We start from the raw sequence: 26,380 nt of genomic DNA, 5'->3' as shown, positions 1-26,380 counted from the left end.
TTCCCTAGAGTGTGATAATCAAATACATATTAAAAGTCGACTAAAATACAGTACCAACGTCACTTGACGTAGAGCCAAATAATGGAAGTATTATCTTCTAAAAAATTAATTTCTACCGTTTCAGTTAGTACGTCTGCATAGCTGTAAGAAACACGCTCGAATGCATTTTCGTCTTGGTCTAACTCGACAATAAATACAGAAGGATATGTTTCCGCTAAAGTACCTTGGCGTACAATTGTCTTTCGTCTGCCACCGTTAGCCTTTAATCTAAGTTTTCTTCCTACCTGACCTTCAAGACCTTGCTTAATTTCGATTAATGTTTTAGCCAATACACTCCACCTCACTATGAATAGTATAGCACAAACTTGTATAATAGTCAAAAATTAATATTATAACAAGATGTGTTTTTACATGTCAACAAAGAGTTTTGTCTACTTTTCATATTATTTGTCAAAGTTTTCAATTTATGTATAGAATTTTCACTTTTGTTAGTAGGAATTTCAATGAACCAACGCGAAAAAGCCCTTGTTAAGAACGCGATGTCATGTCGCAACGCCTGTACTCACACATCTTGTGCTTCGTAGCAATGTATGGAGGCGAAGGAAGTCTCGCTATTGCTTTAGCGCTGGAGCCGGACATGGCCCTCCCTATGACAAGATTTAATAAGCCAATTTTTTATACTTTCTTTTCTTTTTAAAAAAACTTATCCAGCATTCGGATAAGCTTTTTCAATCATTATCATAGTTATTACCGTCTAAGTCATCATCTAATAAATATGGCATTCCAGTACGGAGTAAACCTTTCGTTTCTACCCCACCCATTCCTTTTTCTCCTGTTAACGTATTTCTAATTGCGTCCCACACACTGACTCGTTCCATAAAAGAGGTATAAGCAATTTTTGCTGCAATATAAACAGGGTCTAACGCATGTATATTAATTCGGGTAGGGGAACTCGCAAAATTTGCTCCTGCACGTATAAGAGACTCAAAATGAGACTGACAAGCACCTGCAAATATAACTAGTTGATCAAGATTAGGATTAATTCGCCTAGCTTCTCTAACTGACTCAGCGAAATACCTTGAATGTCGGTAGGCCCTTAAGTCCTTTTTTGTTCCTTTATTTTTTGAGAAGGAATCGTGTCCTGTTATTACAATCATATCTGGCTGGATTTTTTGAACTAATTCACCAATTTGATTTGGCATTTCCTTTTCATTCAGATGGACACCGTGTACTTGTAAACCTATTCGCTGATAGAGTTCTATACATTTTCTTAAGTACATTTGATCACCATCTAGATGAAGGACTTTTGCGGGCAATTGGAAGTACTTTGCATAGTTTTGATATCCATCTGATGCTTGATAATCGCGTTTTTCCTTCATTAATTGATAATCTTGACGAAATAGCCTATAAGAGAATTCTTCTTTTTCCTTTTCTTTTTTTCTTCTTGTTTCTAATTCTCTATCTTCAATTCTCCGGAGATCTTCTAATGGTGCATCTGCCTCAAGTCGCATGTCTTCCCCATATAAACTTGCTATATTGTCTTTAATATTCGCAATACGGAATAGCAAATCATGGTTATAGGATTTTCTAGTTACTAAATTATTTTTCGTTAAATCCATACGTTCACCCCATAGTCTACTTGAAAGAACGACGCCTTCCCACTATAAACTATGAATGGAAAATAAGTATTGTGCCTTATATGAACTCGATCTCTAGAAAACTTGATATTTAGCCAAGCCTTTTTAGGAAATTGTGCCCAAGTTGCACTTATGCAAAGACGAGTAATTTTTATAAAGAAGACTTCCAACATCGGGGGGTTCCTTCATTCCCCACTGATGGTTAATCGCAAAAAATAAGCTATCTGCCGTGGACAGACAACTTATTTTTGTAGTGCATTAGTAAATGTATTTGCTAAATGTGCAAATTCCTCTATACTTAGGGATTCGCCGCGCCTTTTAGCATCTATACCGGATTGCAAAAGAATATCCGTAATCATGTCTTTATCATATTTATCTTTGAAGAAACTTTTTAAATTATTTTGAAGTGTTTTCCGTCTTTGTGCAAAACTTGCTTTTATTATGTCAAAGAAAAAATCCTCATCTTGTACATGAACAGGAGGCTTCTCTCTTAGGTTTAATTTTAATATGGCTGAGTCTACATTTGGTTGTGGCATAAAAACTGTTTTAGGTACGACCATAACCACTTCAGCCTCCGTATAATATTGTAAAGCAATAGTTAAGGACCCATAACTTTTTGTATTTGGCTCTGCTGCCATTCTCTCGGCAACTTCTTTTTGAATCATCACCGTAATGCTCGATACTGGTAATTTATCCTGAATTAACTTCATTAGAATTGGGGTAGTAATGTAATATGGTAAATTTGCAACGACATGTACTTTTTGATCCGGAGCAAAGTTTTCCTTAATTACTTCCTTAACATTTGCTTCTAAAATATCTTGATGGATGAGATTGATATTAGAATAATCACCTAAGGTATCCTTCAATATTGGTAATAATCGTTGGTCGATTTCAAAAGCAACCACTTTATCCGCATGAATTGCTAACTGCTCCGTTAACGCTCCAATTCCTGGTCCTATTTCTATGGCACCTGCGTCTTTATCTATACCAGCATGTTTCACTATATTTTGAAGTATATTCACATCGACTAAAAAGTTTTGTCCTAAACTTTTCTTAAATGTAAACTTATATTTATTTAAAATTTCCTTCGTACGCGATGGTGTGGCGATATAATTACTCATCTTCTTCCTCCTGATCCAGTTTTAAAATTGCTTGATTAAACTGGTCTTTCGTTATTTGAAATAATGTTAGTCGTTTTAATAACTGCTTCCCATTCGTATGACCTATTTGGAGAAGTTCGCCTAGTCTTTCCCTTCTTTTTCGTGCTTCTTTTGTCCCGATTAATCGTGCTTTAATAATATCTTCTTGATCTATTTCACTTTCTATAGGTTCAGCTAATTCATAAACATCCTTTAGGGCTTGTCTTATATCTTCAATGCTTGCATGTTCAATCCCCAAACTTTTATTATGCGGATGTTTTGCCCTTGCTTTATCTTTCGTTAAAAAAGCATGTTTACAACCCGGAACATATTCATTAATAATTTGTCTAATTCGTTCACCAGGATAGTCTGGATCCGTGAAAATAATGACCCCACGCTTTTCTTGTGCATGTTTGATTTGGGTAAGTGTAGATTTATTAATTGCTGATCCATTTGTTTCTATCGTATCTGCATCGACTGCGTGTTTTATTTTCGTCGTATCGTCTCTTCCTTCAACTACTATGACTTCTTTAATTTTCATTGATTTCCCCTATCATCTATTGTTAATAAAAAGGCCACATCTAGCTCCAGCGCTTTTAAATATAAAAAGCTCCTACCATTTATCATGGTAAGAGCATATAACTTACATACATCTTAATCAAGGATTTTCACTTGGACATCACGAACTCCCCAACTGTATGCTTTCGATTTATCCGGTACATGAACATCAATTCGGTTTCCATTAATATTACCACCAGTATCACCAGCAATTGCCTCTCCATATCCTTCCACCCATACTTTTGTTCCTAAAGGAATGACATTTGGATCTACTGCAATTACCTTATTATTTGGATTATCCTTCAAGTTAATTCCTGTTGTTGTGTAACCAGAACAGCCATTACAACTTGCTGTAAACGCACTTGCAGTCATGGTTATTGTTTTATCACTTGAAGCATTATTATTGCTTGAACTAGAGGTAGAGGTTTCAGATACTACTTGTGCAGGCTCTTTCGTACCTACTGCGACAACACGATTTACCTTTTTCTCCTGAATCGCTTCGTCTAATAATTTACGATCCACCTCTTCTCCATTTTCTAAGGTAACTTCAAAAGTTTTATGGACCTTTCCTTTTTCCCCTTCCGTTACCACCTTTTCTTTCCCTTTTTCTAATGAAGAATCCTCTTTAGTTTCTGTATCAAAGGCAACTTCTTCTACTACTTTCTCCTTCTTTTTTTCCACACGGGTAATCGTAATAACAGTATCTTTAGTAACTACATCGTCTAAGGAAGGAGAAATCTTATCTAGGTCATTTAACTCTATTTCACTTTTCTCTAATAGATTTTGTACGGTTCCACCTGTAACTTTTGATGCTTTCTCTTCTCCACCATCATTTACTGTTACTTCAAACGCCTTTTTCACTTTTATTTCTTGTCCATCTTTTAATATGTCATTATCCTGGAGCGAAACTTCATCATCCTTCGAGAATGAAAGGCTTTGCTCCTCTAAGAATTCTTTTAATGTTTGTGCTGTTGAATAATATGTATGAACTTTACCGTCTATCTCTAAGGTAAGTCGTTTTGCAGATTCATAATCAATCTTCATACCGTCTTCAATATCAGCATCTAAGTTATGGGATAATGCATCATGATCACCAACTTCGATACCTTCTTGATCTAGTATTTCACCAACGGTATTTTTATGTGTCTTTATTTTTTTCTCTTCACCGTTGTTTGTAATGATTACTTCTGCTTTTGTTGATTCAAAAACAACCATACTGGTAAATAAAACTAGTGCAAGTACACCTATACTAGAAATAACCAGCTTCATTTTTGATGCCGGCAATAGCTTTGATACAAATCGCATGCATCTTGCCCCCCTTTGTATGAACGATTATATGAACAAAATATACGTAAAGTAAATGAATTTCCTTTTACGGTTGATTTACAATTCCATTACACAAGCCCTATTCGACATCGTTTTACTTTACTTAAAAAGAGAAGATAATTGATTCTAAAGGGATATGTTGGAATCTATTAGAAAACAAAAATAGGGACTAGCTTATCGCTAATCCCTATTTTCGCCATCATTCTTCTATTAATTCACTTGGGTTCTGGTATTATTTCACTATAATGTTACAGTTATATTTCATTTGATTGCTAACATAATAAAATTAAGGGAAAACAATAAAATACTTTCCCAAAAGATGATTTTTTAATGAAATTATTCTATTCCAAAGAAGCGAAATGCGTTTTTTGTAGTTATTTCACTAATATCTTCATAGCTCATATTCCTAAGTTCGGCAATTTTCTCCGCTACTAGTTTTACATAAGCTGGTTCATTTCTTTTACCTCTATTAGGATGTGGTGCTAAATAAGGTGCATCCGTTTCTATTAATAGACGGTCTAAAGGGACATATTGAGCTACTTCTTTTGGTAGTGGCGCATTTTTAAATGTTACAGGTCCTCCCAAAGAAATATAAAAATTCATATCTAAACAATCATCTACATATTTGACAGAATCACTATAACAATGCATAATGCCGCCAATTTCCTTTGCGTTTTCCTCTTTTAAAATTTGAATAATGTCCTCGGTTGCTTCACGATTATGGATAATGATTGGCATTTTTAGCTTTTTAGCTAGACGAATTTGTTTTCGGAAGACATCTTTCTGGACATCCTTTGGTGATTTATCCCAATGATAATCAAGGCCCATTTCACCTATTGCTACTACTTTAGGATGCTTTGCTAATTCTTCAATCCAATCAAGTTCCTTGTCTGTCATATCTATTGCATCAACAGGATGCCAACCTACAGCTGCATAAATGGTTTCATATGCTTCCGCAATTTCAATGGCAAGTGGAATTGTTTCATGGTCAAAGCCAACTACCGTCATGTATGTTACACCAGCATCGAATGCACGCTGTATTGTTTCTTCGCGATCCTCTAGAAATTGTCTTGCATTTAGGTGAACGTGTGTATCAAATAACATATTTACCTCCTATGAATAAAAAGCCAAGCTCTCCACGAGATTGGCTTTTAAAGTTTGAATTTTACTTACTTCACAACGGATCCATTTGGTAAAGATGAATCTACGGTTGCTAGAGATAAGTTCCCTTTTTCATCTTCGCCTGACAAAATCATACCCTCTGACATTTCTCCGCGTAGCTTGACAGGTTTCAGATTTGTTACACAAATAACCTTTTTACCTACTAATTGTTCTGGCTCATAGTACTTCGCAATCCCTGAGACAATTTGACGTTTTTCCGATCCAAGGTCAAGTTGTAGTTTTAGCAATTTGTCAGCTTTTTTTACCTTTTCAGCTTTTAATACTTCACCAACTCGTAAATCTAACTTCATAAAGTCGTCATACTCGATTTGTTCTTTTTTATCTTCTTCTTTTTTTGGTTCTTCAACCACTGTTTTTTTCATCATTGCTTTAATAGCTTCGATTTCTTTTTCTACATCGAGTCTTGGGAAAATAGGGTCACCTTTTTGAACCTTCGTTCCAGCTGGGATTTCTCCGTCCTTATAAACACTATCCCACACTTTTAAAGATTCATTCGTAATATTTAACTGACGGAATATTTCTGTTGGTGCTTCTGTTAAGAATGGTTGAAGCATCACAGCTGACTTTCTCAATGATTCGGCTAAATGAGCCATCACATTTCCTAATCTTTCATTATTTTGTTCGTCTTTTGCAAGTACCCATGGTTGGGTTTCATCAATATATTTATTTGTTCGGCTAATATATTGCCATAAGGAAGAAAGCGCAACAGAGAACTGCATATTTTCCATCGCTTCTTCTACTCTTTTAATCGTATCCTTAGCAAATTGTTCAAGTTTACCGTCTACTTCTGTTTCAGATGATTTATATACAGGGATTTCTCCATCAAAATACTTTTTAATCATTGCCACTGTTCGATTTAACAAATTACCTAAGTCATTTGCTAAATCATAATTTGTTCTTTCTACGAATCCTTCTGGAGTAAATACACCATCATGACCAAATGGTACTTCGCGTAATAAGTAGTAACGTAAAGCATCTAGCCCATAACGGTTTATCAGACTTACCGGGTCTACCACATTACCTTTTGATTTCGACATTTTTCCATCCTTCATCAAAATCCATCCGTGTGCAAATACCTTTTTCGGTAAAGGTAAATCAAGCGCCATTAATATGATTGGCCAATAAATAGTATGGAATCGAACAATCTCTTTACTCATTAAGTGAACATCCGCAGGCCAATATTTCCTAAACTTCTCATCGTTTTCAGTTCCGTAACCAAGTGCCGTAATATAGTTCGTTAACGCATCTACCCATACATAAATAACATGTTTTGGGTTTCCAGGGACTTTAATTCCCCAATCAAAAGAAGTACGTGATACAGCTAAGTCTTCTAAACCTGGTTTTATAAAGTTATTAAGCATTTCGTTTTTACGACTTTCAGGTTGGATGAATTCCGGATTATCTTCATAATATTGAACTAGTCGATCCACATACTTGCTCATTTTAAAGAAATAGGACTCTTCTTTAACCTTTTCAACCGGACCACCACAATCTGGACAGCTTCCTTCATTTAATTGTCTCTCCGTAAAGAAAGATTCACAAGATGTACAATACCAGCCTTCATATTCATCAAGGTAAATATCGCCTTGTTTTACTAGCTGATCAAAGATTTTCTCAACGACATCTTTATGTCTATCTTCTGTTGTACGGATAAAATCGTCATTTGAAATCTTTAGTTTTTTCCATAAATCTTGAATACCACTAACAATCTCATCTACGTATTCCTGTGGGGTTACACCTTTTTCTTCTGCCTTCTTTTGAATTTTTTGTCCGTGCTCATCCGTTCCAGTTAAATACATTACATCATAACCACGCATACGTTTGTACCTAGCTATTACATCACCTGCAACTGTTGAATATGCATGACCTATATGTAAATTACCACTTGGATAATAGATTGGTGTAGTAATGTAAAACGTTTTTTTCTCCTCTAGCATGCTGCTACCTCCTTAAAAAAACTTGGCTTTAGGGGTTTTTCCGACAAAGTTCTAATTAAAAATTAAAAAGTCTACAAAAATGTCATTTTTAAACTATTACCATTGTAGCTATTATAACGTATTTTGCCAAATACTGTGTATTATTAATTATGGACCAAATCAAGATAAGATAAGCATTTGCATAGGCTTTTTTTAATTTAGCATTCAAATTATCATACCTTAAATATTGACATCGAAATAAAATATTGCTATTCTAAAGCAAAGAAATTGTCAGAAAATCTAAATTATTTAAAAATCACCATTTCCTTTACTAATATAGATAGAATTCAAATTCAAAAATTAGGGGGCTTACTATGAATTCAACCGGAATGTTCCGTAAAGTTGATGAACTTGGAAGGGTAGTACTTCCAGTAGAAATTAGAAATACGTTAGACATTCAACCAAAAGATAAAATGGAAATATCCCTTGATAAAAATAAAATAGTTCTTAAAAAACACCAACCAAATTTGACATGTCAAATTTCAGGTGAATATTCGGAGGAAAACTTGGTATTAGCAGATGGTAAGATTGTTTTAAGTCAAACTAGTGCTAAATTACTACTTAAGGAAATTGAATCCCTATTAAACCACAATGATTAATAAAATTGAAAATAGGATAATTTTCTACAAATTTCTATTTACAAAAACGTAACCCCTTGTTAAAATCAATTAAAAGCCCAAAGAGAGCTGACGCTTGCAGAAGCACGTCAACTCTCTTTTTTAGTAGGTAAGAAGATATAAGAATTCAGCTTATCAAAGCTTGCCATAAGGAAGGCCACGTCCAGCTCCAGCGCCCAGGAACTAGCGAACTTCCCTAACCAGGCTCTTCCGCTTTTGTTAATCTACATGATAGGCTTGATATATTTCTCGTTTAGGCATATTCCTGTCTGTGGCAACTTGTTTTATGGCTTCCTTTGAAGATAATTGACTTTTATTGATATAGTAATTTACATGTTCCATAATGGTTAAGTCTTTCCACCATATTTCCGTCTCTTCCTCTTCTGCGTCATTTCCAGCAACAACTAAGCAAAATTCCCCTTTTTGCTCATTCTGATTTGCCCACTCTATTAATTCTTCAACAGAACCCCTAGTAAATTCCTCGAACCGTTTCGTTAGCTCTCTAGCAATCGCTATTTGTCTATTTCCCAGAACTTTATGCATTGTTAGTAGGGTTTCTTTAATACGATATGGCGATTCGTAAAATAATAAAGAAGCTTGAATATATTTTAAACGCTCTAATTCTGCTTCCTTATCTTTCTTCTTTCGAGGCAAGAATCCATAAAAATAAAACTCATTCGTGGAAAGCCCAGAACCTACTAAAGCACAAAGGGCTGCATTCGCTCCTGGTAGAACGACTACTTTCAGTTCCTCTTCTATTGCTGATCTTACTAATTCATATCCTGGATCTGAAATAGCTGGCATCCCAGCATCACTGACAATAGCAATGGACTCCCCTTTTCTCACCCGCTCCAATAACTTCTCTTCTCTAGAAAGCTTATTATGCTCATGATAACTAATAAGTGGTACATTTATTTCAAAATGGTTTAAAAGCTTCTTTGTGTTTCTTGTATCCTCTGCTGCTATGATTGATACATCTTTTAATGTATTCAAAGCCCTAAATGTAATATCTTCTAAATTTCCAATTGGTGTTGGTACAACATAAATAGCCCCTAGGTTTTCATCACTAAAGCTCTTTTGAATTTTCATTCTGAACCACTTCTTTCAACCAATTCTGGATTAGTAATAGTTTCTCTTTTCTTTTTAGTTGTTTTATTTCATATTCTCTTTTTAAAGCTTGCTCTTTCGTTTCTATTTTTTCAATGTATACCACTTGAAACGGCCCTCTACCTCTAGTATACTTTGCCCCTTTTCCGTCCCTATGTGCTTTCAAACGGTTCTCTAGGTTATTTGTATAACCTGTATATAGAGAATTATCTTTACACCTTAAAATGTACACGACATGTTCCTTATCATCCATATATAATTTCCTTTGCTTCCTCCGTATATGTACCATCTTCGTTGTATATATACAATGGTGGTAAAATTTTTAAATCTGCTTTGCCATCCCGGATTCCTTCTATTAAAAGCATGTTTGCTTCTTTCCCCATTTTTGGAAATACCAACTGCATCCGTTTTGGTTCAATGTTATATTTCCTAAATAAAGCTATCATATCTACAAGTCTCCCTGGTCTGTGAACCATCGCTACTTTTCCTCCCGGTTTTACATGTAGTTTACACGCCTTTACAACATCTTCTAATGTACAATAAATTTCATGCCTTGCGATGGTTAAATATTCATTTTGATTTTGTTCCTTACTAGAAGGTGTTTGAAAATAAGGTGGATTACATGTTACCGCATCATAAGCACTTTGCTTTAAAACATGTTTCATTTCTTTTAAATCACCGTGAATGACATGTATTTGCTCCTGCAATTGATTTAACTCAATACTTCTCTCTGCCATACTAAAAATACGATTTTGAATTTCAACACCAGTTATTTCAACCTTGGTTTTTCTAGCTAACAATAATGGGATGACCCCATTACCTGTACATAAATCTAAAACCTTTCCTCTTCTTTTTGGGACAGAAGCAAAATGTGCAAGTAGCACAGCATCTAAAGAAAAGGCGAAAGCAGTCGCACTTTGAATAATACTCATACTTTCGTCAGCTAATAAGAAATCTATACGTTCATCGTCCAATAATTGTACCATTTATTTCTCCTACTCCTAATCGAAACTTTAGCTATTACCGTTTAACATATCCATGATCTTTCTATACATTAGAAAACTAGTTATGTAAATTTTATACCAATTAAAAGAAAACTGCCCCTATATAGAGACAGTATTTTTTCGTTTATATGGATTAACATATTTCCGAATTCTACTTTGTTTTATCAAAGAACTCAAGACAAAACATACAATCCTCGTTTCTTCTCGGTCTTCCAAATTCTAAATTACAAATATGGAATCCTTCATCATACAATCTTGCTAAATTGTCATATCCTTCACTTGGTAAGTTATCTTTTTTCTTAGCTGATTTTTCTTTATTAGTTGTTTTTTGTTTACCTTCTTCTATCGTATCTAAATGGTTTCTGAGATTATGATTTTCCATAGCAAGTCGATTATTTTCTTCTAGTAATTCACTTAACTTTTGTTTAAGATCACCAAGTTGCTGATATAATTCTCCGATTTGTTTTTCCATATCAGACACTTGATCAAAGATTTGCCGATTCCTCACTCCCACTCACCTCGTTATCTTTGGCCCTGAGCTAAAATTCCCTCTTCAATTAGTTCATCTAAAGTATACTCAATAACACGTTCCTTTTCTGGGATTTCGATTTGAATCAATTTCTCAAGGATATTTAATCCAACCACTTTCCCTTTTCCATACGGAGTATTCATGGCTTCTCCTATATCTGGTAATTCCCGCTTCGCATTTTCGTATTCGTCATTTTCGTATTTTAAACAACACATAAGGCGACCACATAGACCAGATATCTTAGCCGGGTTTAAAGAAAGATTTTGATCCTTTGCCATTTTAATAGATACAGGTTCAAAATCTCCCAAAAAGGTTGAACAACAAAGCATTCTTCCACACGGTCCAATACCACCAAGCATTTTTGCTTCGTCTCGAACACCAATTTGTCTTAATTCAATACGGGTTTTGAACATCGCTGCTAAGTCTTTTACTAATTCTCGAAAGTCTACACGTCCATCAGAGGTAAAGTAAAAAATAATTTTGTTACGATCAAATGTATATTCTACCTCTACTAGATTCATATCTAGCTGATGTTCCTTTATTTTTGTTGTACATATATCAAAGGCCTTTTTAGCTTCTTCCTGATTTTCTAAAACGGTGAGCTTGTCTTTTTCATCAGCAACCCTGATTACTTTTTTCAAAGGCAGCACAACATCTTCCTCGTCTACCTTTTTATTTTGTATAACTACTTTTCCAAACTCAACGCCACGTACCGTTTCCACAATAACATAACTGTTTAGTAAAATATCTTCTTCACCAGGGTCAAAGTAATAGATCTTCCCCGCCTTTTTAAACCGAACGCCAATAACTTCAATCATTTGTTTCACCTCTGTATTTGAAGAGCCAATTGTTCAAACACTAATGTTGGTTGAACATTTTGCTTCAATTTTCTTTTAGCTTTTAAAATAGCATTTAAGTTATCTATAATTTGCTCTTCGGAAAATGACATTGCTGCTTTTTCAAGTAAAACATCTGTCGATTGATAGAATATAGGTTCATTTTCATTACCGATGTGATAATAAAGAATATCTTTAAATGCTAATAATAATAAATCGAGAAATTTCTCTTGATCTTTTCTTTCTTTTAAGAGAGGTATCAAATGACTATGGATAAATAAGTACACATCTTCTGGTTTGGTTGAAAACATTTCAACCAATTGTATCACTAACTTCCTAGCTTCCTCAAACCACTGATCTTTTGACCATTCAATCGCTTCTTGAAGGTTATTGGTTAAAGCACTGAATAGGATGGCTTCTTGTTTTTTTAGCCCGTTTTCTAGTAGCTTATTTTGAAAGGAAACTGGATTTAGTGGTTTTAAGTCTATAATTTGACAACGTGAACGAATCGTTGGGAGAATGGCTTGACTGTTTTCTGTAATCATAATTGCTGTTGTTTGTCTTGTCGGTTCTTCTAAAAACTTCAAAATACGATTAGAAGCATTTACAGTTAAAGTATCAGCGTCTTTTATTACATATACCTTCCTATTAGATTCAAGTCCAGAATATGTAAATTCCTTTTGCAGATTTTCAACCTGTTCCTTTTTTATGGACTTTCCTTCAGGTTCAATCCAATGAACATCAGGGTGGTTATGGGACTCAATTCGTTTACAGTTTATACATTCATTACATGGTTCTATTCCATTAAGATCCATACAAAATAGAACCTTTGCAAGAATAATAGCGATTTCCTCTTTTCCAGTGCCACGTTCTCCATGAATTAAATATGCATGTGAAACCCGATCTTTTTTAATACTATTTGTTATTATCTTACTTGCTAAAGGCTGTATCTCTGCAATTTCCGACCACGTCTTCATCCAATATCCATCCTTCAAAACATATCAAATTACCGATTATTCTTAACGACATAGGAAAGTATAAAAATTTAGCTTACGCTTACGTCTTTGTTTCTAAGTATATAAATTAATCAACAAGCCTTTTATTTCTCCTATTAGCCCAAGTATATCAACTGTTTTCTTCTCTTGGCTCATGACTTGCTCCGTTAATTCTATGAGTTTTTCATCTACTTGTTTGATTAAAGTTAAATGACTACTACCATTCCTATTGAAACTTTGTTCCTTTTTAATACGTAAACCGCCAGATACCGTTTCTCCTAAGAAGGATTTAATCAATCTTTTAAATTTAGCAAGGTCTTTAAAGTTTCGGGAACGGGCTAATTTTTCGCCTTGTAAGGTAATATTCTTCATCATATTGTCTAATTCCTGTTTTTTTTGCGATAGATATTGGGACTGAAGTGAATGATGGAAAGATTTCATTTCTGTAGTTGCTTGTCTAGTATATGATGGATCTCTTTGCCTATGCACTTCATTTATGATTTTCATTTACTTCGTCCCCTTAAAGAGATTATTCAATATTTAAAATTGATAAAACGATTCAATCGGTAAAACAAACACGGTTGCTCCACCAACCTCTACTTTGACAGGATTCGGTATATAAGAATCTACATTTCCTCCCATCGGGGAAATAGGTGCAACCATTTGTTCACGATTAGAACAGTTATCTTTAATGATTTTTAACACCTTATCTACATTTCCATCTTCGCATCCAATCATTAATGTTGTATTACCTTCTTTTAAAAAACCACCAGTTGAAGCAAGCTTCGTAGATTGGAAATTCTCCTCACCTAAAACGTTAATTAAGCGATTTGTATCCTTATCCTGAACAACAGCCATTATTAGCTTCATACTTGGCCTCCTCTATATTTTTTTTTAAATAAGAATTGATTAATATACATTATGAGATCTTACATCATGAGTGACTAACAAGATTATTTTTTTATATAAAGAAGAATCTTATTCAAAACTTCCTTTCCAACCTGTTCCAATGGTTGATCTGCATTTACGGATTGAATACGGTTGGGAAATTTATCTAAAAGGATTTGGTAACCTTTATACACTCTTTCGTGAAATGAGATAGTTTCCAAATCCAAGCGATTTCTTTCCCTATCTTTATTCGACGCAATACGGCTTAACCCCTTTTTTGGCTCAAGGTCAAATAATATAGTTAAATTAGGCAGCTGATCTTTAATTGCAAATTGATTGATTGCAAATACCTCATCAATCCCAAGCCCTCTTGCATATCCTTGATACGCCAAGCTACTATCGATAAAACGATCACATAGAATGACTTTCCCTTGTTCAAGTGCCGGGATTACCTTTTCCACTAGATGTTGTCTTCTAGCGGCAGCATATAGTAATGCTTCTGTTCTTTCTTCCATTTTAGTATTGTTTGTATTAAGAATAACATGACGTATTTGTTCAGCAATTTCGATTCCACCAGGCTCTCTTGTTGAGACAACATCATAGCCTAGTGACTCTAATTTACCGTGAATGTCCTGCAATATCGTTGTTTTCCCCGCACCCTCGACACCTTCAAAAGTAATAAAATATCCGTTCACTCTACTTGTACTCCTTTATTATGTCCAGCTTAAGCGCCTAGCAACTAGCGAGACTTCCTCACCTACATATGTCGCTAAACGGGCACTTACGCTTGTCTTATCCATTGCTATAAATTTTGATACCATTTGTTCTTTGTTGTATGTTAACCCCTTGCTTAAGCAAATGGTTCACCGTCATAGCTTGAGTTTCTGTTATTTTTTCCCCTTTTAAAATAAGTGGGATTCCAGGTGGATATGGAATAATGGATTCAGCAGCAATTTTCCCTAATCCTTTATCAAGAGTGACAGTTGTATATGTTAATTGATTCATTTCTTGATAGGTTAAAGCTAATTCAGAAATGGCTTCTGGAAAAAGCTTTGATACATCTATTGTAGCATGGATTATATCTTTTTTTAATTGTTCATTGATTCTTTTTATCGCTTTTTCTAACTGCCTAAATGGTTTAAACCGCGCCAATCCATGAATGAGCAATATTTGACGGTCTGTCGTTAATTCCGGGTATATATGAAATTCCTCAAATCCTGAGACTACTTGTTGGACAGAATAGTATGGTTTTACGTTTAAAGATATTTTTAATGGGTCATCTTTACTTGTTAACGGTAATACTTCAAATCCTTTACATTGTCCAAGTAATTTTCTTACTTTGGAAACGCTACTAATGATCTCTTCTGTATCCTCATCTGTTCGTGTAGCTAAATAATTCCTTGCTATATCCAATGATGCCATTAGGGGATAAGAAGGACTACTAGATTGTAACATCTGCAAATAATAAGCAACCTTGTCTTTAAGATTAAAAACACTTTTAATATGTAAGTATGAGGATTGGGTCATGGCAGGAGCTGTTTTATGTGCGGATTGAACTACGATATCCGCTCCTAACTCAAGAGAAGATACTGGAAAAGGAGCTCCTAGAGAAAAATGTACTCCATGGGCCTCATCTACTAAAACAGGAATATGATACTGATGAATGAAGTCTATCATTCTTTTTATATCGTAGGTTCTCCCAAAGTAATCTGGATAAGTAAGAATAACAGCCTTTGCATCTGAGTGTTTCTTAACTGCTGCTACTACAGTTTGATAACTAGGAGAAGTAAAACGACCAACATCCTTATCAAACTCAGGCGCAATAAAAACAGGCTTTGCACCACTTAGTTCTAATCCATGCATAATGGACTTATGGCTATTACGTTGCACAATAACTTTATCCCCTGGTTGAACAGAAGCCATGATCATTGCCAAATTACCAACTGTACTCCCACCAACAAGAAAAAAAGTGTGCTCTGACTTAAAAAATTCCGATGCTAGTTGTTCTGCTTCTTGAATTGCACCGGTTGGGGCATGCAAATCATCCAAACCCGGAAGCTCAGTGACGTCTAATGTTAAAACTTGTTTAAAATATGAACTTGCAAAGTCTGCAAAAATCTCACCATTTTTATGACCAGGAACATGGAAAGATGTAGATTGTTTCCTTGCAAATCTATCTAACAAAGAAAATAAAGGTGTACTTGACTGATCCATTTCTTATCTCCATTCTATTTTTGTTATAAAGTAAGAAAGAATGTATAAATATTGAGCTTATTAAATATTATAATACGGCAAGAAAAAAAGCCTTTGCAAGCAAAGACTTGGACTAGGAGTATAGTTTTGGTGTACTAATATTTTTCAACTTGTGCAAATAATATTTATACTTTTCTTCTCTTGGCTCCGTATGAATCATGTTATGTTCACACTCTGAACAAATAAACATGTTGTATAAATGAATCCCAGTCTCTTTTTCATCTTCACAAATTCCACATCGTTCAAATAGATTTACTTTCTCCATCCTTTCCACCTCCGTTAAAATTTAGTATCTCCTAATCTAACGGAAAGTATACAAGGAATCTTTGAAACTTTAATTTCACCTAAATGTGCGTATTCAAAAAGGAGGATGAAAAGGAACAAGGTCGGCTAAGGTCACCTTTTTGGAACAACCTCTAAATGATGAATAAATGAATGGCGGTTAAGGAGGCTACCCCAAATAAACCTAGAAATCCAGCCACAATGGCGGTATACATATTAATAGGAATATGTAAGCCAATGGCACCGCCAAATACATTTACAAAAAATAGAAATAGAATTCCTATTCCAATTTTTACAGTAGCTTGTCCAATAAATCTCATTGGCTTTATAGGAGCTCCAACTAACAATAAAAGGACAATTAATGCGACCATAATAGTAATAATGAGTGTTGAACTCATAAAAAATCAACCCCTCTTTTTCCGCATATATTTTTATCCCACTAAACGGGTAGTAAGATCCCCACCTCAAGCTTCTGGGGATACAAAGAAAAGTGCGACTAACCATCAGGAGGATGAAGGAAAACACCCACTGATGGAAGCCTTCTTTATCTTATACTTATGACTAAAGGAAAGAGAAAAGAACTAAAAAAGACAAGGAATTACCCTTGTCTTAAAGTTATTCTAGTATTCTATTACTCTATTTTAAAAGCATGCAAATTCCGATGTCTTGCCTCTTTTAATAAAAATATATACTTCGCTTGAGCGAGTGACTCTTGAAGACGACCAACATAAGATGCCTCCACACTATGCTCCATGATAGAATGAATTTGTTTCCATTCTAATTCTAATTGATATATCGAATTTAATAGTTCCATGTCGACATCTTTTTTCTTTATTTTTTTCCCCATAATTTCACCTTTTTAATGCGTGTTCAAAAAGGAAGATAAAAAGAACCGGAACGGCTAAGAAGTCCTTTTCAACCCCGACACTAGCACGTCCTGTACCGGACTCTTTGAACATCTTCTTTTATAAGTCTCTTCTACCCTCTAACGCTTTTGATAAAGTCACTTCATCTGCATATTCCAAATCTCCACCAACTGGAAGACCATGTGCAATTCGGGTTGTGCGAATACCTGATGGTTTCACAAGGCGTGAAATATACATTGCGGTAGCTTCACCTTCAATATTTGGATTTGTTGCAAGTATAATCTCTTGAACTTCCTCATCCTTTAAGCGTTTCAGTAAATCAGGGACATTTATATCCTCTGGGCCAATTCCATCCATTGGGGAAATTGCACCGTGAAGAACATGATATTTACCTCTGTATTCTTTCATTTTTTCCATAGCAATGACATCTTTTGGATCTTGTACAACACAAATAATAGAATTGTCTCTAGATGTATCGGAGCAAATCGCACATGGATCTTGATCGGTAATATGACCACAAACAGAGCAGTGCGTTAGTTCCCGTTTAGCATTCACTAGAGCATTCGCAAAATCCATTACGTCGTCATCCTTCATATTAATAACGAAAAAGGCCAGGCGTACAGCTGTTTTTGGCCCTATACCTGGCAATTTGGTAAAACTATCAATTAATTTTGAAATAGGTTCTGGATAATACATGTTGTGCCTCCTAGAACATTCCCGGCATATTTAACCCCTTCGTAAACTGCCCCATTGTATCATTTGTTTTGTCATCTACTTGTTTTAAAACATCATTTGTCGCAGCAAGAATTAAATCTTGAAGCATTTCAATATCATCGGGATCTACAACTTCCTCTTTAATTTGAACATCAGTAATTTCCTTTTTACCATTTGCAATAACCGTTACCATTCCGCCGCCAGCTGAAGCTTCAAATGTCATTTCAAACAGTTCATCTTGAGCCTTCATCATTTTTTTTTGCATTTTTTGCATTTGTTTCATCATATTATTCATATTTCCCTTCATGGAAATACCTCCTTTTATTTATCCTATTTTCTAAAGAAAATTAATCATGTATTTCTACTAAATCATCACCAAAAAGCTTCTTTGCTTCATCTACTACAGGATCTGGTTGTTCTTTCGTTTTTTCAGGATTACTTTTCTCCTGATTTTGGATAAAATCAGCTCGTAGTTCCTGCCAATCGTGATCAGGTATAGCAATTATTTCCATTTGCTTTCCTAATACACTCATAAGTACGGATTGTACAGTATCTTTATGATCTAAAAACAAGGAGCAATGTATTTCATATTTAAAAGAAACTACTATTGCCTGGTCAGATGCTGCTACTGGTTTACTATCCTGAATAGTAGCATGTGCCGGAGCATTTGTCCCTTTTAACTGACTTAGAAAATTAGCCCAACCCGATTGAACCTGTTTTAGTGAAGGTTTATTTGCTTCTTTAAGAACCCCACGAATTCTTTCATAAGGAACTTTATAACTGCTCTTACCAGTAGCTCTTTGTGGCCTTCTTTTTTCCACTTGTGGTGGATTAGCGGTTGCAACTGGATTTTGCCTCAATTGTTGTAATTGCGTTTCGAGTTGGGATATCTTTTGGTTTAATTTCAATATAGCATCAGAATCTATAGTCCCGGACTGTTGTTCTTCACTATGGTAGCGATTTGTAATCGTTAGGATTGCAATTTCAATAAACACCTTTGGACTATTTGTCCATTTTATTTCTTGCTGACATTGATTTAATTGCATGATAGCTGCTTGAATCCAGTCATTTCCAATTGTTTTGGAAAGCGTTTGAAATGCTTCATCAGCTCTCGCCCTTTCCAAAAGTTCAAGAGCCGGAGCACTTTTATATAAGAGTAAATCCCGTAAAAAGTAGATTAAATCATATACAAATCGACCAGGATCTTTCCCGTTTTGAATAATCGTATCCAACAGCTTTAAAGCCTCTTGAACGTTTTTATTATACATTGCATCGACTATTTCAGTAAGTACCCCTTGGGATACTCCACCGGTAACAGCTAGAACATCTTCTAACTCTACGATATCTTCACTATATGAAACAGCTTGATCTAAAATACTTAATGCATCACGCATTCCACCCTCTGCAGCAAGAGCTACAGTTTCCAAAGCCTCTTCCGTAACAGTTAGGTTCTCCGCTTCTATAATTGTCTTCATTCGATTCACTATCGCTTGATTAGAGATTGGCTTAAAATCAAATCTCTGACATCTCGATAAAATGGTTAAGGGAATTTTATGCGGTTCTGTTGTTGCTAAAATAAACACAACATGTTTTGGTGGTTCTTCTAGTGTTTTTAATAAGGCGTTAAATGCATTATTAGAAATCATGTGTACCTCATCAATGATATACACCTTATAAGGAACAGAGCTTGATGCGTATTTTACATTTTCCCGTATTTCACGAATGTCATCCACACTTGTATTGGAAGCAGCATCAATCTCAATCACATCTGGAATCGTACCATCTTGTATTCCTCGGCAGGCTGCACATTCATTACACGGTTCTTTAACGGGGGCGTGCTCACAGTTAATTGCTTTTGAGAAGATTTTGGCAGCACTTGTTTTCCCAGTCCCCCTTGGCCCTGAGAATACATAAGCATGCGAAAACTTTTGTTCAACAATTGCATTTTGTAATGTACGAGTAATATGTGTTTGTCCTGCTACGTCTTCAAATTTCCTTGGACGCCAGACTCGGTATAATGCTTGATAGCTCATAGCGTAAATTCCCCTTTATAGAGGTTGTTCAAAAGGTCCGGTGAAAATGACATTTCGCATTTCATCCTCCCTTTTGAACACGCACTTATATTTATTTTCATTATACCCGATTTGAAGGGTGAATGTGAACTGTCACGAAAAAATCATTTCATTAATAAAGGCTGCATAAGGTAATTTATTGTACAAAAAAAGTTAGAGATGCTATCTCTAACTTTTTATATTCTATGTATACCGTGCACCCATTGTCGATGAGACGACTATATGCGTTACTTAAGTTCATGGCTCAGCCTAGGCTTCCCTGCGGCACACAGAAATGACCACTTACTGCTGCTTCCTTCCGGACCTGACAGGGTTCGTGGGTTTCTGTTGCGCAGGACCCGGGCGTCAACGCCAATTCCTTAAGGACAGACCATACAATCGCCCACCTCGAATGGGGATTCGGCCTCGCTATAGCGGATTGCGAGTATAGGGCACCGCTACCTCCCCGCTTAGCACGGTAATTATCATTATATCGGTATTAGGTTCATTTTGCAATGGAAATAATAGTAAAGTTCAATTAGAGCTATCTTTCCTTCTGTTTCTAAGGTCACGGAAAAAATCAGTTAATAATTTGGAACACTCTTCTTCCAGTATTCCACTAGTTACCTTTACCTGATGGTTAAACCTAGGTTCATCGAGTAAATTCATTATGGTTCCTGCACACCCTGCTTTAGGATCATATGCACCATAAACAACATGTGGGATCCTAGATTGAACAATAGCACCTGCACACATAGGGCACGGCTCTAAAGTCACATAAAGTGTACAATCTTCCAATCGCCAACTTCCTATTCTTTTGTTAGCTTCCTCTATTGCAATCAATTCCGCATGAGATAAGGCCGATTGAGAGGACTCACGTAAATTAAAACCTGAAGCAATAATCTCATCCTGATAAACGATGACAGCACCAATTGGTACCTCATTTAATTTACGTGCCTTTTCCGCTTCCATAATAGCAGCATGCATAAATTTTTCATCCATTGTGATCACAACTTTTCTAAAATTATATCGCTAATAATAATGACTCTTCAACAATATATCAAGTATCTTTTATTAATTAATATCATTCCATTGACATAAGTCCTTTCGAATTTTCATACAATTGGTAATAACAAACATTCATTTTAAAGGAGGAAGTTTATTGCAAATTCATGTTGTTCAGCCAGGAGATTCTTTGTATCAAATAGCACGTACATACCATTCCTCTATAAATGCTATTACCCAAGCTAATGAGTTAGAGACTCCCAATCAACTTGTAGTAGGCCAGTCCTTAGTTATTCCAATAATAGGCCAGTTTTATTTTGTACAACCGGGAGATTCCCTTTCCTCCATTTCTAGAAAATTCGGATTACCTTATACAGAGTTGGCTGCTATTAACAACATTTCGGTTAACGCCAATTTGCCTATCAACTTTAGATTATATGTCCCCCCACCTAAAAAAAGGGCGATAACATCCATAGCTTATTTTGAACCACTTGGTGGGACTGTTTCCGAAAATCTTGAGAATGCAGCACGGAAAGCATCTCCTTATTTAACTTATTTAGCTCATTTCAGTTACCAAGTGAATCGGGATGGAACGCTTAGTCCGCCTCCTACCGGTAATTTGCCACAAATAGCTAGGCAATATGGTACATCACTATCAATGGTCGTTACCAATTTAGAAGAAGGTTCCTTTAGTTCAGATTTAGCACATATTATATTGACCGTTAGCGCTGTTCAAAATACATTATTAGACCAAATAGTGAATACCGCTACAGCAGGTGGTTATCGTGACGTCCACTTTGATATAGAATTTGTAAACCCTGAAGATAGGGAGGCGTATAATGAGTTTCTACGTAAAGCTAAAGCACGCTTATCCCAGGTTGGGCTTATTATGTCGACCGCCTTAGCCCCGAAAACAAGTGCAACACAACAAGGAACCTTATATGAAGCTCATGACTATAGAACACATGGGGAGATTGCTGACTTTGTCGTACTAATGACATATGAATGGGGATATAGTTACGGACCTCCGATGGCAGTTTCTCCGATTGACGAAGTTCGTCGTGTTTTAGAGTATGCCTTAACAGAAATACCAAAGGAAAAAATTGTAATGGGGCAAAATTTATATGGGTATGACTGGACCCTTCCATTCGTCCAAGGAGGACCTGCAGCAAAAGCAGTAAGCCCACAGCGAGCCATTGCAATCGCCCGTGAAAATAATGCGGCCATTGAATATGACGAAGGTTCTCAAGCTCCATATTTTCATTATTGGGATTCAAATGGAAAAGAGCATGAGGTATGGTTTGAGGACGCGAGATCCATACAAGCAAAATTTGACTTAATTCGGGAGTTAGATATACTCGGTATTGCTTACTGGAAATTAGGCTTAGCATTTCCGCAAAATTGGCTATTATTAGGAGACCAATTTAACGTTACAAAGTTGGAATAGTTCATTAAGCGTACTTTATTTATGATAAAAGTGGATTCTTACTTATTAGAGTAGAATCCACTTTTTTATTTTGAAATTCCCATAAGTTCTTTTAGTTCTTGTTCATTTTGGATTAAATCCTGCAAAGTATAACCCTCTAAAACCTTATAAAAGGAATGTAATGCCCTATTCAAAACATGTTTTAATGTACAAGCAGGTGTAATCACGCAATGGTTAGACCCCTTATCAAAGCATTCTAATAGTGGTGATTCACTTTCTAATACTCGAACAAGTAAACCAATATTTATTTCATCCGCTGGTTTAGCAAGGCGAAATCCCCCATTTCTCCCTCTTATTGTTTCTAGCAATTCCAGTTTATTTAATTGATGTACTATTTTACCTAAATGATTTGGAGATATATTAAATACTTGAGAGATTTCCTTTATATTAGCAAGTTCCTCTCCCGACTTCATACCTGTGAAAATTAAAACACGCAACGAGTAATCTGTATACTTTTTTAATTGCAAATTATCTTACCTCACTTAAATGTGTGTTTGAATAACCTCTTTATCGCTTTCACAATATTGTAACACAATTACCGTTTTCCCTATTGCTACAATGTAAATATTTTATATACAATAAAGATGTATATAAAATACATGTTTAAAAAACCTATAGAATGGAGTGGTTTTTAATGGCTACAGAAACATTAACATTAGACCAAAAAACAATCGATACTGTAAAGGCAACTGTTCCAGCACTTCAAGAACATGGTACTAAAATAACAAAACATTTTTATAAAACAATGTTTAAAAATCATCCGGAATTAAAAAATATTTTTAACCAAACAAACCAACGAAAGGGAGATCAACAAAAGGCGCTTGCAAATACTGTTCTTGCTGCAGCGATGTACATTGATAACCTTGGAGCAATTTTACCCGTTGTAAAACAGATTGGCGAGAAGCATAGAAGTTTAAATATTAAACCAGAACATTACCCAATCGTCGGTGAAAATCTATTAATTGCAATTAAAGAAGTATTAGGAGATGCTGCAACAGACGATATCATGACTGCCTGGGAAAAGGCATATGGTGTTATTGCTGATGTATTTATCTCTACTGAAAAGGAAATGTATGAAGAAGTTGCAAATAAAAAAGGTGGTTGGGTAGATTACCGTGACTTTAAAGTAGTAGAAAAAGTAAAGGAAAGTGATGTTATTACCTCATTCTATCTACAACCTGTTGATGGTGGGGAAATAGCAACGTTTTTACCTGGACAATATATTACTGTTAAAGCAGAAATAGAAGATCAACCTTATAATCATCTACGTCAATATAGCTTGTCTTGTGCTCCAGGACAAAATTATTATCGTATTAGTGTAAAACGGGAAGACGCAATTGGTGATAATCCAGCTGGTATTGTTTCTAATTTCTTACACAAACGTTTGGAAGAAGGTAGTGTTCTCCCAATAAGTGCACCTGGTGGGGATTTCGTTTTAGACTTAGAAGATAATCGTCCGCTTGTCCTAATCAGTGGTGGTGTAGGGTTAACACCAATGATGAGTATGCTTGAAACAGTGATTAAAGAACAGCCTGAACGTGAAGTCTACTACATTCATGCAGCAAAAAATGGAAAATTCCATGCTATGAAAGCTCGAGTAGATGAAATTACACGTAATCACTCACAAGTAAAAAGCTATACCGTTTATGACAATCCAGTTGAAGGAGATCAATTTGATAAAGAAGGCTATATTGATTATGAATGGTTACGCACTATTTTACCAACTAACGATGCCGCATTTTACTTCTGTGGACCAAAAGGATTTATGAGAGCTATGTACCAAAACTTAACTAAATTTGGTGCGAATGAATCAGATATCCATTTCGAAATATTTGGACCCGCTGACGATATAACGAATTAATATCGTTTCATGGTAGATTACTAAAAGGTAAAAAATAATAAGCGTGATGCCTTACAACTATTTGCTTGTAGGTAATACGCTTATTATTTTTAGCAAGAAGGAAAATATAAAAGTCCTTCCCATGTGAGACTCCGATTACTCGTCCCACTGTAAAGATTTGCATAAGTACAACTTGGCATTCGCTCAAGCTAAAGCGAACGCCAAGTTTTTTAACATTCTTTAATTTTCTAATGTAGACGTGTCGCCTGTTGGCAACCCTAACTCCCAAGATTTCAATAAACGGCGCATAATTTTCCCGCTACGTGTTTTTGGAATACTATCCGTTATTTCTATTTCACGTGGAGCGGCATGTGCACTTAAGCCAGTTTTTACAAATTGTCGAATATCCTCTAATAACTCAGGCGATTCTTCATATCCCTCATTTAATGTAATAAAGGCTTTTATAATTTCCCCACGCTCTGGATGTGGTTTACCAATCACACCAGCTTCTGCTACCGCTTCATGTTCAATTAATTTACTTTCCACTTCAAATGGACCAACTCGCTCACCAGAGGTATTAATGACATCATCCAATCTACCTTGGAACCAGAAGTACCCATCTTCATCACGGTAAGCACTATCCCCAGAAACATACCATCCATTAATAAAATAACTTTCATATTTAGAAGGATTATTCCAAATCTTACGCATCATTGCTGGCCATCCAGCTTTTATAGCCAAGTTTCCCATCTGATTTGGAGGTAACTCATTCCCCTCATTATCGACGATAGAAGCTTCGATACCAGGAATTGGTTTACCCATGGATCCGGGACGTATTTCTAAGGCAGGTATATTAGCAATAAGTTGTGCACCTGTTTCTGTCATCCACCATGTATCGTGAATTCTTAAATTAAATGCCTTCATTCCCCATGTAATGACTTCAGGGTTAAGTGGTTCCCCAACACTCATAATATGTCTAAGGGAAGTTAAATTATATCTTCTTAGTTTATCCTCGCCATAGCTAACCAACATGCGTAGCGCTGTAGGTGCCGTATACCAGACTGTAACTTTATTTTTTTCTAATGTTTGATACCAATCATCAGGTGTGAATCTCCCACCACGAATGACGTTTGTCACTCCATGCAACCAAGGAGCAAATATTCCATAGCTAGTCCCTGTAACCCAACCAGGATCAGCAGTACACCAATAAATATCATCTTGTTTCAAATCTAAAACCCATGATGCCGTAGCATAATGCTGAATCATTGCATTATGAACATGGTACACCCCTTTTGGTTTTCCTGTAGATCCGGAAGTATAATGAAGAATCATTCCGTCCTCTAAGTCAACCCATTCCATTTCAAATTCCTCTGAAGCGTCCTCCATTTCTTCAGCATATCGAATATATTTTTTGGAGTTATCATTTATTTCCCCGACAATAATGATTTTTTCCAAGTCTGGTAAGTCGGCTTGTGGTACCCTTTCAAGAAGATCAGGTGTTGTAATAAGAATTCTTGCCTCACTATCTTTTAAACGGTCACGTACCGCCTGCTCCATAAAGGCTTCAAAAAGCGGACCTGCAACGGCACCCACTTTTAAAATACCAAAGAAGGCTGTATAAAATTCAGGACTCCTTGGCATGAAAAGAAATACTCTATCCCCTTTTTCAGTACCATATTTCTTAAGAACATTAGCAAATTTATTACTATCCTTACTCAATTGAGAAAAAGTTAATGTTTCTTCCCTCTCTGGTGAAGAATATAATAAAGCAATCTTATCTTTAGTAATTGGATTTTCCGCATGACGGTCTAGCGCCTCATACGCCATGTTTACTTTTCCAGTCTCATACCAGGAAAAGTTCCTTTCTATAGCATCCCATGAAAAATTCTCACGGAACTCATCATAATTCTTTAAGTTATAATCTCCCTCTCTTACTGAAACCACTTTCATATCCATTACTTTCACCTCACCATTTGGAATCGATTACATTTCTAATTAAATAAAATAATTAAAATATTAGGTATCTTAATTCCATTTTAGAATATTTTGTGACAATTTTAAAGTGTGAAGTTTTAAAAATTAAAAAAAG

At 35.5% G+C, this 26,380-nt stretch carries 29 protein-coding genes and 1 other RNA gene; 3 read left to right on the top strand and 27 right to left on the bottom strand.

All coding sequences use genetic code 11. The annotated features are described in order from the left end of the window. Positions 1-59: 59 nt before the first annotated feature. The 7 genes from veg to metG form a co-directional block, all read right to left on the bottom strand. On the bottom strand, positions 60-329 hold the full coding sequence (gene veg / locus KM885_RS08975) for a biofilm formation stimulator Veg (RefSeq protein ID WP_216883799.1): 270 nt from the start codon (positions 327-329) through the stop codon (positions 60-62). Between the two features lie 399 nt (positions 330-728). Further along, the gene (gene yabG / locus KM885_RS08970; protein WP_204798309.1) at positions 729-1,619 is read right to left on the bottom strand and encodes a sporulation peptidase YabG; all 891 of its coding nucleotides are present in this window, start codon (positions 1,617-1,619) and stop codon (positions 729-731) included. Between the two features lie 260 nt (positions 1,620-1,879). After that, complete coding sequence (gene rsmA, locus KM885_RS08965) at positions 1,880-2,758, bottom strand: 16S rRNA (adenine(1518)-N(6)/adenine(1519)-N(6))-dimethyltransferase RsmA (RefSeq protein WP_145523710.1); 879 nt, start codon at positions 2,756-2,758, stop codon at positions 1,880-1,882. Then, the gene (rnmV, locus tag KM885_RS08960; RefSeq protein ID WP_047186892.1) at positions 2,751-3,317 is read right to left on the bottom strand and encodes a ribonuclease M5; all 567 of its coding nucleotides are present in this window, start codon (positions 3,315-3,317) and stop codon (positions 2,751-2,753) included. The genes rsmA and rnmV overlap by 8 nt, the downstream gene beginning before the upstream one ends. Positions 3,318-3,430: 113 nt before the next feature. Continuing rightward, positions 3,431-4,639 carry a G5 and 3D domain-containing protein gene (locus KM885_RS08955; protein WP_145523711.1) on the bottom strand — a complete coding sequence of 403 codons (1,209 nt, stop codon included), beginning with the start codon at positions 4,637-4,639 and terminating at the stop codon, positions 3,431-3,433. A gap of 357 nt (positions 4,640-4,996) precedes the next feature. Further along, positions 4,997-5,764, bottom strand: coding sequence for a TatD family hydrolase (locus KM885_RS08950; RefSeq protein ID WP_047186890.1), 768 nt, complete (start codon positions 5,762-5,764; stop codon positions 4,997-4,999). Between the two features lie 65 nt (positions 5,765-5,829). Further along, positions 5,830-7,779: a methionine--tRNA ligase gene (gene metG, locus KM885_RS08945; RefSeq protein ID WP_060668395.1), complete on the bottom strand. Its 1,950-nt coding sequence runs from the start codon at positions 7,777-7,779 to the stop codon at positions 5,830-5,832. 353 nt (positions 7,780-8,132) lie between these two features. Between metG and KM885_RS08940 the strand changes: the two genes are divergently transcribed. Further along, positions 8,133-8,417 (top strand): AbrB/MazE/SpoVT family DNA-binding domain-containing protein, encoded by a 285-nt coding sequence (locus tag KM885_RS08940; protein WP_047186888.1) that lies wholly within the window; start codon positions 8,133-8,135, stop codon positions 8,415-8,417. Between the two features lie 237 nt (positions 8,418-8,654). On the opposite strand, the gene rsmI is transcribed toward KM885_RS08940, so the two are convergent. From rsmI to tadA, 18 genes are all read right to left on the bottom strand, one after another. Continuing rightward, positions 8,655-9,524 carry a 16S rRNA (cytidine(1402)-2'-O)-methyltransferase gene (rsmI, locus tag KM885_RS08935; protein ID WP_145543129.1) on the bottom strand — a complete coding sequence of 290 codons (870 nt, stop codon included), beginning with the start codon at positions 9,522-9,524 and terminating at the stop codon, positions 8,655-8,657. Then, entirely contained in the window at positions 9,502-9,795 is a 294-nt protein-coding gene (locus tag KM885_RS08930) for a GIY-YIG nuclease family protein (protein WP_060669069.1), read from the bottom strand. Before KM885_RS08930 ends, rsmI begins: the two co-directional genes overlap by 23 nt. Beyond that, entirely contained in the window at positions 9,788-10,528 is a 741-nt protein-coding gene (locus tag KM885_RS08925; protein WP_204798310.1) for a tRNA1(Val) (adenine(37)-N6)-methyltransferase, read from the bottom strand. The genes KM885_RS08930 and KM885_RS08925 overlap by 8 nt, the downstream gene beginning before the upstream one ends. Before the next feature lie 169 nt (positions 10,529-10,697). Continuing rightward, positions 10,698-11,054 (bottom strand): DNA replication initiation control protein YabA, encoded by a 357-nt coding sequence (gene yabA / locus KM885_RS08920; protein WP_204798311.1) that lies wholly within the window; start codon positions 11,052-11,054, stop codon positions 10,698-10,700. Positions 11,055-11,068: 14 nt separating this feature from the next. Then, the gene (locus KM885_RS08915) at positions 11,069-11,893 is read right to left on the bottom strand and encodes a PSP1 domain-containing protein (RefSeq protein ID WP_204798312.1); all 825 of its coding nucleotides are present in this window, start codon (positions 11,891-11,893) and stop codon (positions 11,069-11,071) included. A 5-nt stretch (positions 11,894-11,898) separates the two neighbouring features. Next, positions 11,899-12,888, bottom strand: coding sequence for a DNA polymerase III subunit delta' (gene holB, locus KM885_RS08910; protein WP_047186882.1), 990 nt, complete (start codon positions 12,886-12,888; stop codon positions 11,899-11,901). Positions 12,889-12,981: 93 nt separating this feature from the next. Next, the gene (locus KM885_RS08905) at positions 12,982-13,413 is read right to left on the bottom strand and encodes a YaaR family protein (protein WP_047186881.1); all 432 of its coding nucleotides are present in this window, start codon (positions 13,411-13,413) and stop codon (positions 12,982-12,984) included. Positions 13,414-13,446: 33 nt separating this feature from the next. Next, a complete protein-coding gene (locus KM885_RS08900) occupies positions 13,447-13,776 on the bottom strand; it encodes a cyclic-di-AMP receptor (RefSeq protein ID WP_047186880.1) in 330 nt (109 codons plus the stop codon). Positions 13,777-13,859: 83 nt separating this feature from the next. After that, positions 13,860-14,489 (bottom strand): dTMP kinase, encoded by a 630-nt coding sequence (tmk, locus tag KM885_RS08895; RefSeq protein ID WP_204798313.1) that lies wholly within the window; start codon positions 14,487-14,489, stop codon positions 13,860-13,862. 97 nt (positions 14,490-14,586) lie between these two features. Continuing rightward, positions 14,587-16,008, bottom strand: coding sequence for an aminotransferase class I/II-fold pyridoxal phosphate-dependent enzyme (locus KM885_RS08890; protein WP_204798314.1), 1,422 nt, complete (start codon positions 16,006-16,008; stop codon positions 14,587-14,589). A 112-nt stretch (positions 16,009-16,120) separates the two neighbouring features. Next, positions 16,121-16,312 carry a sigma factor G inhibitor Gin gene (locus KM885_RS08885; protein ID WP_047186877.1) on the bottom strand — a complete coding sequence of 64 codons (192 nt, stop codon included), beginning with the start codon at positions 16,310-16,312 and terminating at the stop codon, positions 16,121-16,123. 151 nt (positions 16,313-16,463) lie between these two features. Beyond that, the gene (locus KM885_RS08880; RefSeq protein ID WP_047186876.1) at positions 16,464-16,727 is read right to left on the bottom strand and encodes a pro-sigmaK processing inhibitor BofA family protein; all 264 of its coding nucleotides are present in this window, start codon (positions 16,725-16,727) and stop codon (positions 16,464-16,466) included. A gap of 233 nt (positions 16,728-16,960) precedes the next feature. Further along, entirely contained in the window at positions 16,961-17,176 is a 216-nt protein-coding gene (locus KM885_RS08875; RefSeq protein ID WP_047186875.1) for a YaaL family protein, read from the bottom strand. Between the two features lie 118 nt (positions 17,177-17,294). Beyond that, positions 17,295-17,891, bottom strand: a complete 597-nt coding sequence (gene recR, locus KM885_RS08870) for a recombination mediator RecR (RefSeq protein ID WP_047186874.1) — start codon at positions 17,889-17,891, stop codon at positions 17,295-17,297. A gap of 10 nt (positions 17,892-17,901) precedes the next feature. Further along, positions 17,902-18,216, bottom strand: coding sequence for a YbaB/EbfC family nucleoid-associated protein (locus tag KM885_RS08865; RefSeq protein WP_047186873.1), 315 nt, complete (start codon positions 18,214-18,216; stop codon positions 17,902-17,904). Positions 18,217-18,256: 40 nt separating this feature from the next. Next, entirely contained in the window at positions 18,257-19,942 is a 1,686-nt protein-coding gene (gene dnaX, locus KM885_RS08860; RefSeq protein ID WP_204798315.1) for a DNA polymerase III subunit gamma/tau, read from the bottom strand. A 231-nt stretch (positions 19,943-20,173) separates the two neighbouring features. Continuing rightward, positions 20,174-20,439: signal recognition particle sRNA large type (ffs, locus tag KM885_RS08855), an RNA gene on the bottom strand. 55 nt (positions 20,440-20,494) lie between these two features. Beyond that, positions 20,495-20,962, bottom strand: a complete 468-nt coding sequence (gene tadA / locus KM885_RS08850; RefSeq protein WP_216883797.1) for a tRNA adenosine(34) deaminase TadA — start codon at positions 20,960-20,962, stop codon at positions 20,495-20,497. 160 nt (positions 20,963-21,122) lie between these two features. Here tadA and KM885_RS08845 point away from each other — a divergent pair, with 160 nt between their 5' ends. Next, a complete protein-coding gene (locus KM885_RS08845; protein ID WP_060669075.1) occupies positions 21,123-22,412 on the top strand; it encodes a glycoside hydrolase family 18 protein in 1,290 nt (429 codons plus the stop codon). A 65-nt stretch (positions 22,413-22,477) separates the two neighbouring features. On the opposite strand, the gene KM885_RS08840 is transcribed toward KM885_RS08845, so the two are convergent. Next, entirely contained in the window at positions 22,478-22,918 is a 441-nt protein-coding gene (locus KM885_RS08840) for an RrF2 family transcriptional regulator (protein ID WP_060669076.1), read from the bottom strand. A 167-nt stretch (positions 22,919-23,085) separates the two neighbouring features. Between KM885_RS08840 and hmpA the strand changes: the two genes are divergently transcribed. After that, positions 23,086-24,312: an NO-inducible flavohemoprotein gene (gene hmpA, locus KM885_RS08835; RefSeq protein WP_216883796.1), complete on the top strand. Its 1,227-nt coding sequence runs from the start codon at positions 23,086-23,088 to the stop codon at positions 24,310-24,312. Positions 24,313-24,531: 219 nt separating this feature from the next. Here the strand turns inward: hmpA and acsA are convergent, their stop codons facing one another. Beyond that, complete coding sequence (gene acsA / locus KM885_RS08830) at positions 24,532-26,247, bottom strand: acetate--CoA ligase (protein ID WP_216883793.1); 1,716 nt, start codon at positions 26,245-26,247, stop codon at positions 24,532-24,534. Positions 26,248-26,380 lie beyond the last annotated feature (133 nt).

Source organism: Oceanobacillus caeni (assembly GCF_019037185.1).
Taxonomy (GTDB): domain Bacteria; phylum Bacillota; class Bacilli; order Bacillales; family Amphibacillaceae; genus Oceanobacillus; species Oceanobacillus caeni.
The sequence above is the reverse complement of the archived record's forward strand: the minus strand, read 5'-3'. Positions and strand labels throughout refer to the sequence as shown.

What these genes read in the sequence shown, in the direction of transcription:
- yabG (WP_204798309.1), bottom strand. Translation starts at nt 1,619, where the DNA reads ATGGATTTAACGAAAAATAATTTAGTAACTAGAAAATCCTATAACCAT.
- rsmA (WP_145523710.1), bottom strand. Translation starts at nt 2,758, where the DNA reads ATGAGTAATTATATCGCCACACCATCGCGTACGAAGGAAATTTTAAAT.
- rnmV (WP_047186892.1), bottom strand. Translation starts at nt 3,317, where the DNA reads ATGAAAATTAAAGAAGTCATAGTAGTTGAAGGAAGAGACGATACGACG.
- KM885_RS08955 (WP_145523711.1), bottom strand. Translation starts at nt 4,639, where the DNA reads ATGCGATTTGTATCAAAGCTATTGCCGGCATCAAAAATGAAGCTGGTT.
- KM885_RS08950 (WP_047186890.1), bottom strand. Translation starts at nt 5,764, where the DNA reads ATGTTATTTGATACACACGTTCACCTAAATGCAAGACAATTTCTAGAG.
- metG (WP_060668395.1), bottom strand. Translation starts at nt 7,779, where the DNA reads ATGCTAGAGGAGAAAAAAACGTTTTACATTACTACACCAATCTATTAT.
- KM885_RS08940 (WP_047186888.1), top strand. Translation starts at nt 8,133, where the DNA reads ATGAATTCAACCGGAATGTTCCGTAAAGTTGATGAACTTGGAAGGGTA.
- rsmI (WP_145543129.1), bottom strand. Translation starts at nt 9,524, where the DNA reads ATGAAAATTCAAAAGAGCTTTAGTGATGAAAACCTAGGGGCTATTTAT.
- KM885_RS08930 (WP_060669069.1), bottom strand. Translation starts at nt 9,795, where the DNA reads ATGGATGATAAGGAACATGTCGTGTACATTTTAAGGTGTAAAGATAAT.
- KM885_RS08925 (WP_204798310.1), bottom strand. Translation starts at nt 10,528, where the DNA reads ATGGTACAATTATTGGACGATGAACGTATAGATTTCTTATTAGCTGAC.
- KM885_RS08915 (WP_204798312.1), bottom strand. Translation starts at nt 11,893, where the DNA reads ATGATTGAAGTTATTGGCGTTCGGTTTAAAAAGGCGGGGAAGATCTAT.
- holB (WP_047186882.1), bottom strand. Translation starts at nt 12,888, where the DNA reads ATGAAGACGTGGTCGGAAATTGCAGAGATACAGCCTTTAGCAAGTAAG.
- KM885_RS08905 (WP_047186881.1), bottom strand. Translation starts at nt 13,413, where the DNA reads ATGAAAATCATAAATGAAGTGCATAGGCAAAGAGATCCATCATATACT.
- KM885_RS08900 (WP_047186880.1), bottom strand. Translation starts at nt 13,776, where the DNA reads ATGAAGCTAATAATGGCTGTTGTTCAGGATAAGGATACAAATCGCTTA.
- KM885_RS08890 (WP_204798314.1), bottom strand. Translation starts at nt 16,008, where the DNA reads ATGGATCAGTCAAGTACACCTTTATTTTCTTTGTTAGATAGATTTGCA.
- KM885_RS08885 (WP_047186877.1), bottom strand. Translation starts at nt 16,312, where the DNA reads ATGGAGAAAGTAAATCTATTTGAACGATGTGGAATTTGTGAAGATGAA.
- KM885_RS08880 (WP_047186876.1), bottom strand. Translation starts at nt 16,727, where the DNA reads ATGAGTTCAACACTCATTATTACTATTATGGTCGCATTAATTGTCCTT.
- KM885_RS08875 (WP_047186875.1), bottom strand. Translation starts at nt 17,176, where the DNA reads ATGGGGAAAAAAATAAAGAAAAAAGATGTCGACATGGAACTATTAAAT.
- recR (WP_047186874.1), bottom strand. Translation starts at nt 17,891, where the DNA reads ATGTATTATCCAGAACCTATTTCAAAATTAATTGATAGTTTTACCAAA.
- KM885_RS08865 (WP_047186873.1), bottom strand. Translation starts at nt 18,216, where the DNA reads ATGAAGGGAAATATGAATAATATGATGAAACAAATGCAAAAAATGCAA.
- dnaX (WP_204798315.1), bottom strand. Translation starts at nt 19,942, where the DNA reads ATGAGCTATCAAGCATTATACCGAGTCTGGCGTCCAAGGAAATTTGAA.
- tadA (WP_216883797.1), bottom strand. Translation starts at nt 20,962, where the DNA reads ATGGATGAAAAATTTATGCATGCTGCTATTATGGAAGCGGAAAAGGCA.
- hmpA (WP_216883796.1), top strand. Translation starts at nt 23,086, where the DNA reads ATGGCTACAGAAACATTAACATTAGACCAAAAAACAATCGATACTGTA.
- acsA (WP_216883793.1), bottom strand. Translation starts at nt 26,247, where the DNA reads ATGGATATGAAAGTGGTTTCAGTAAGAGAGGGAGATTATAACTTAAAG.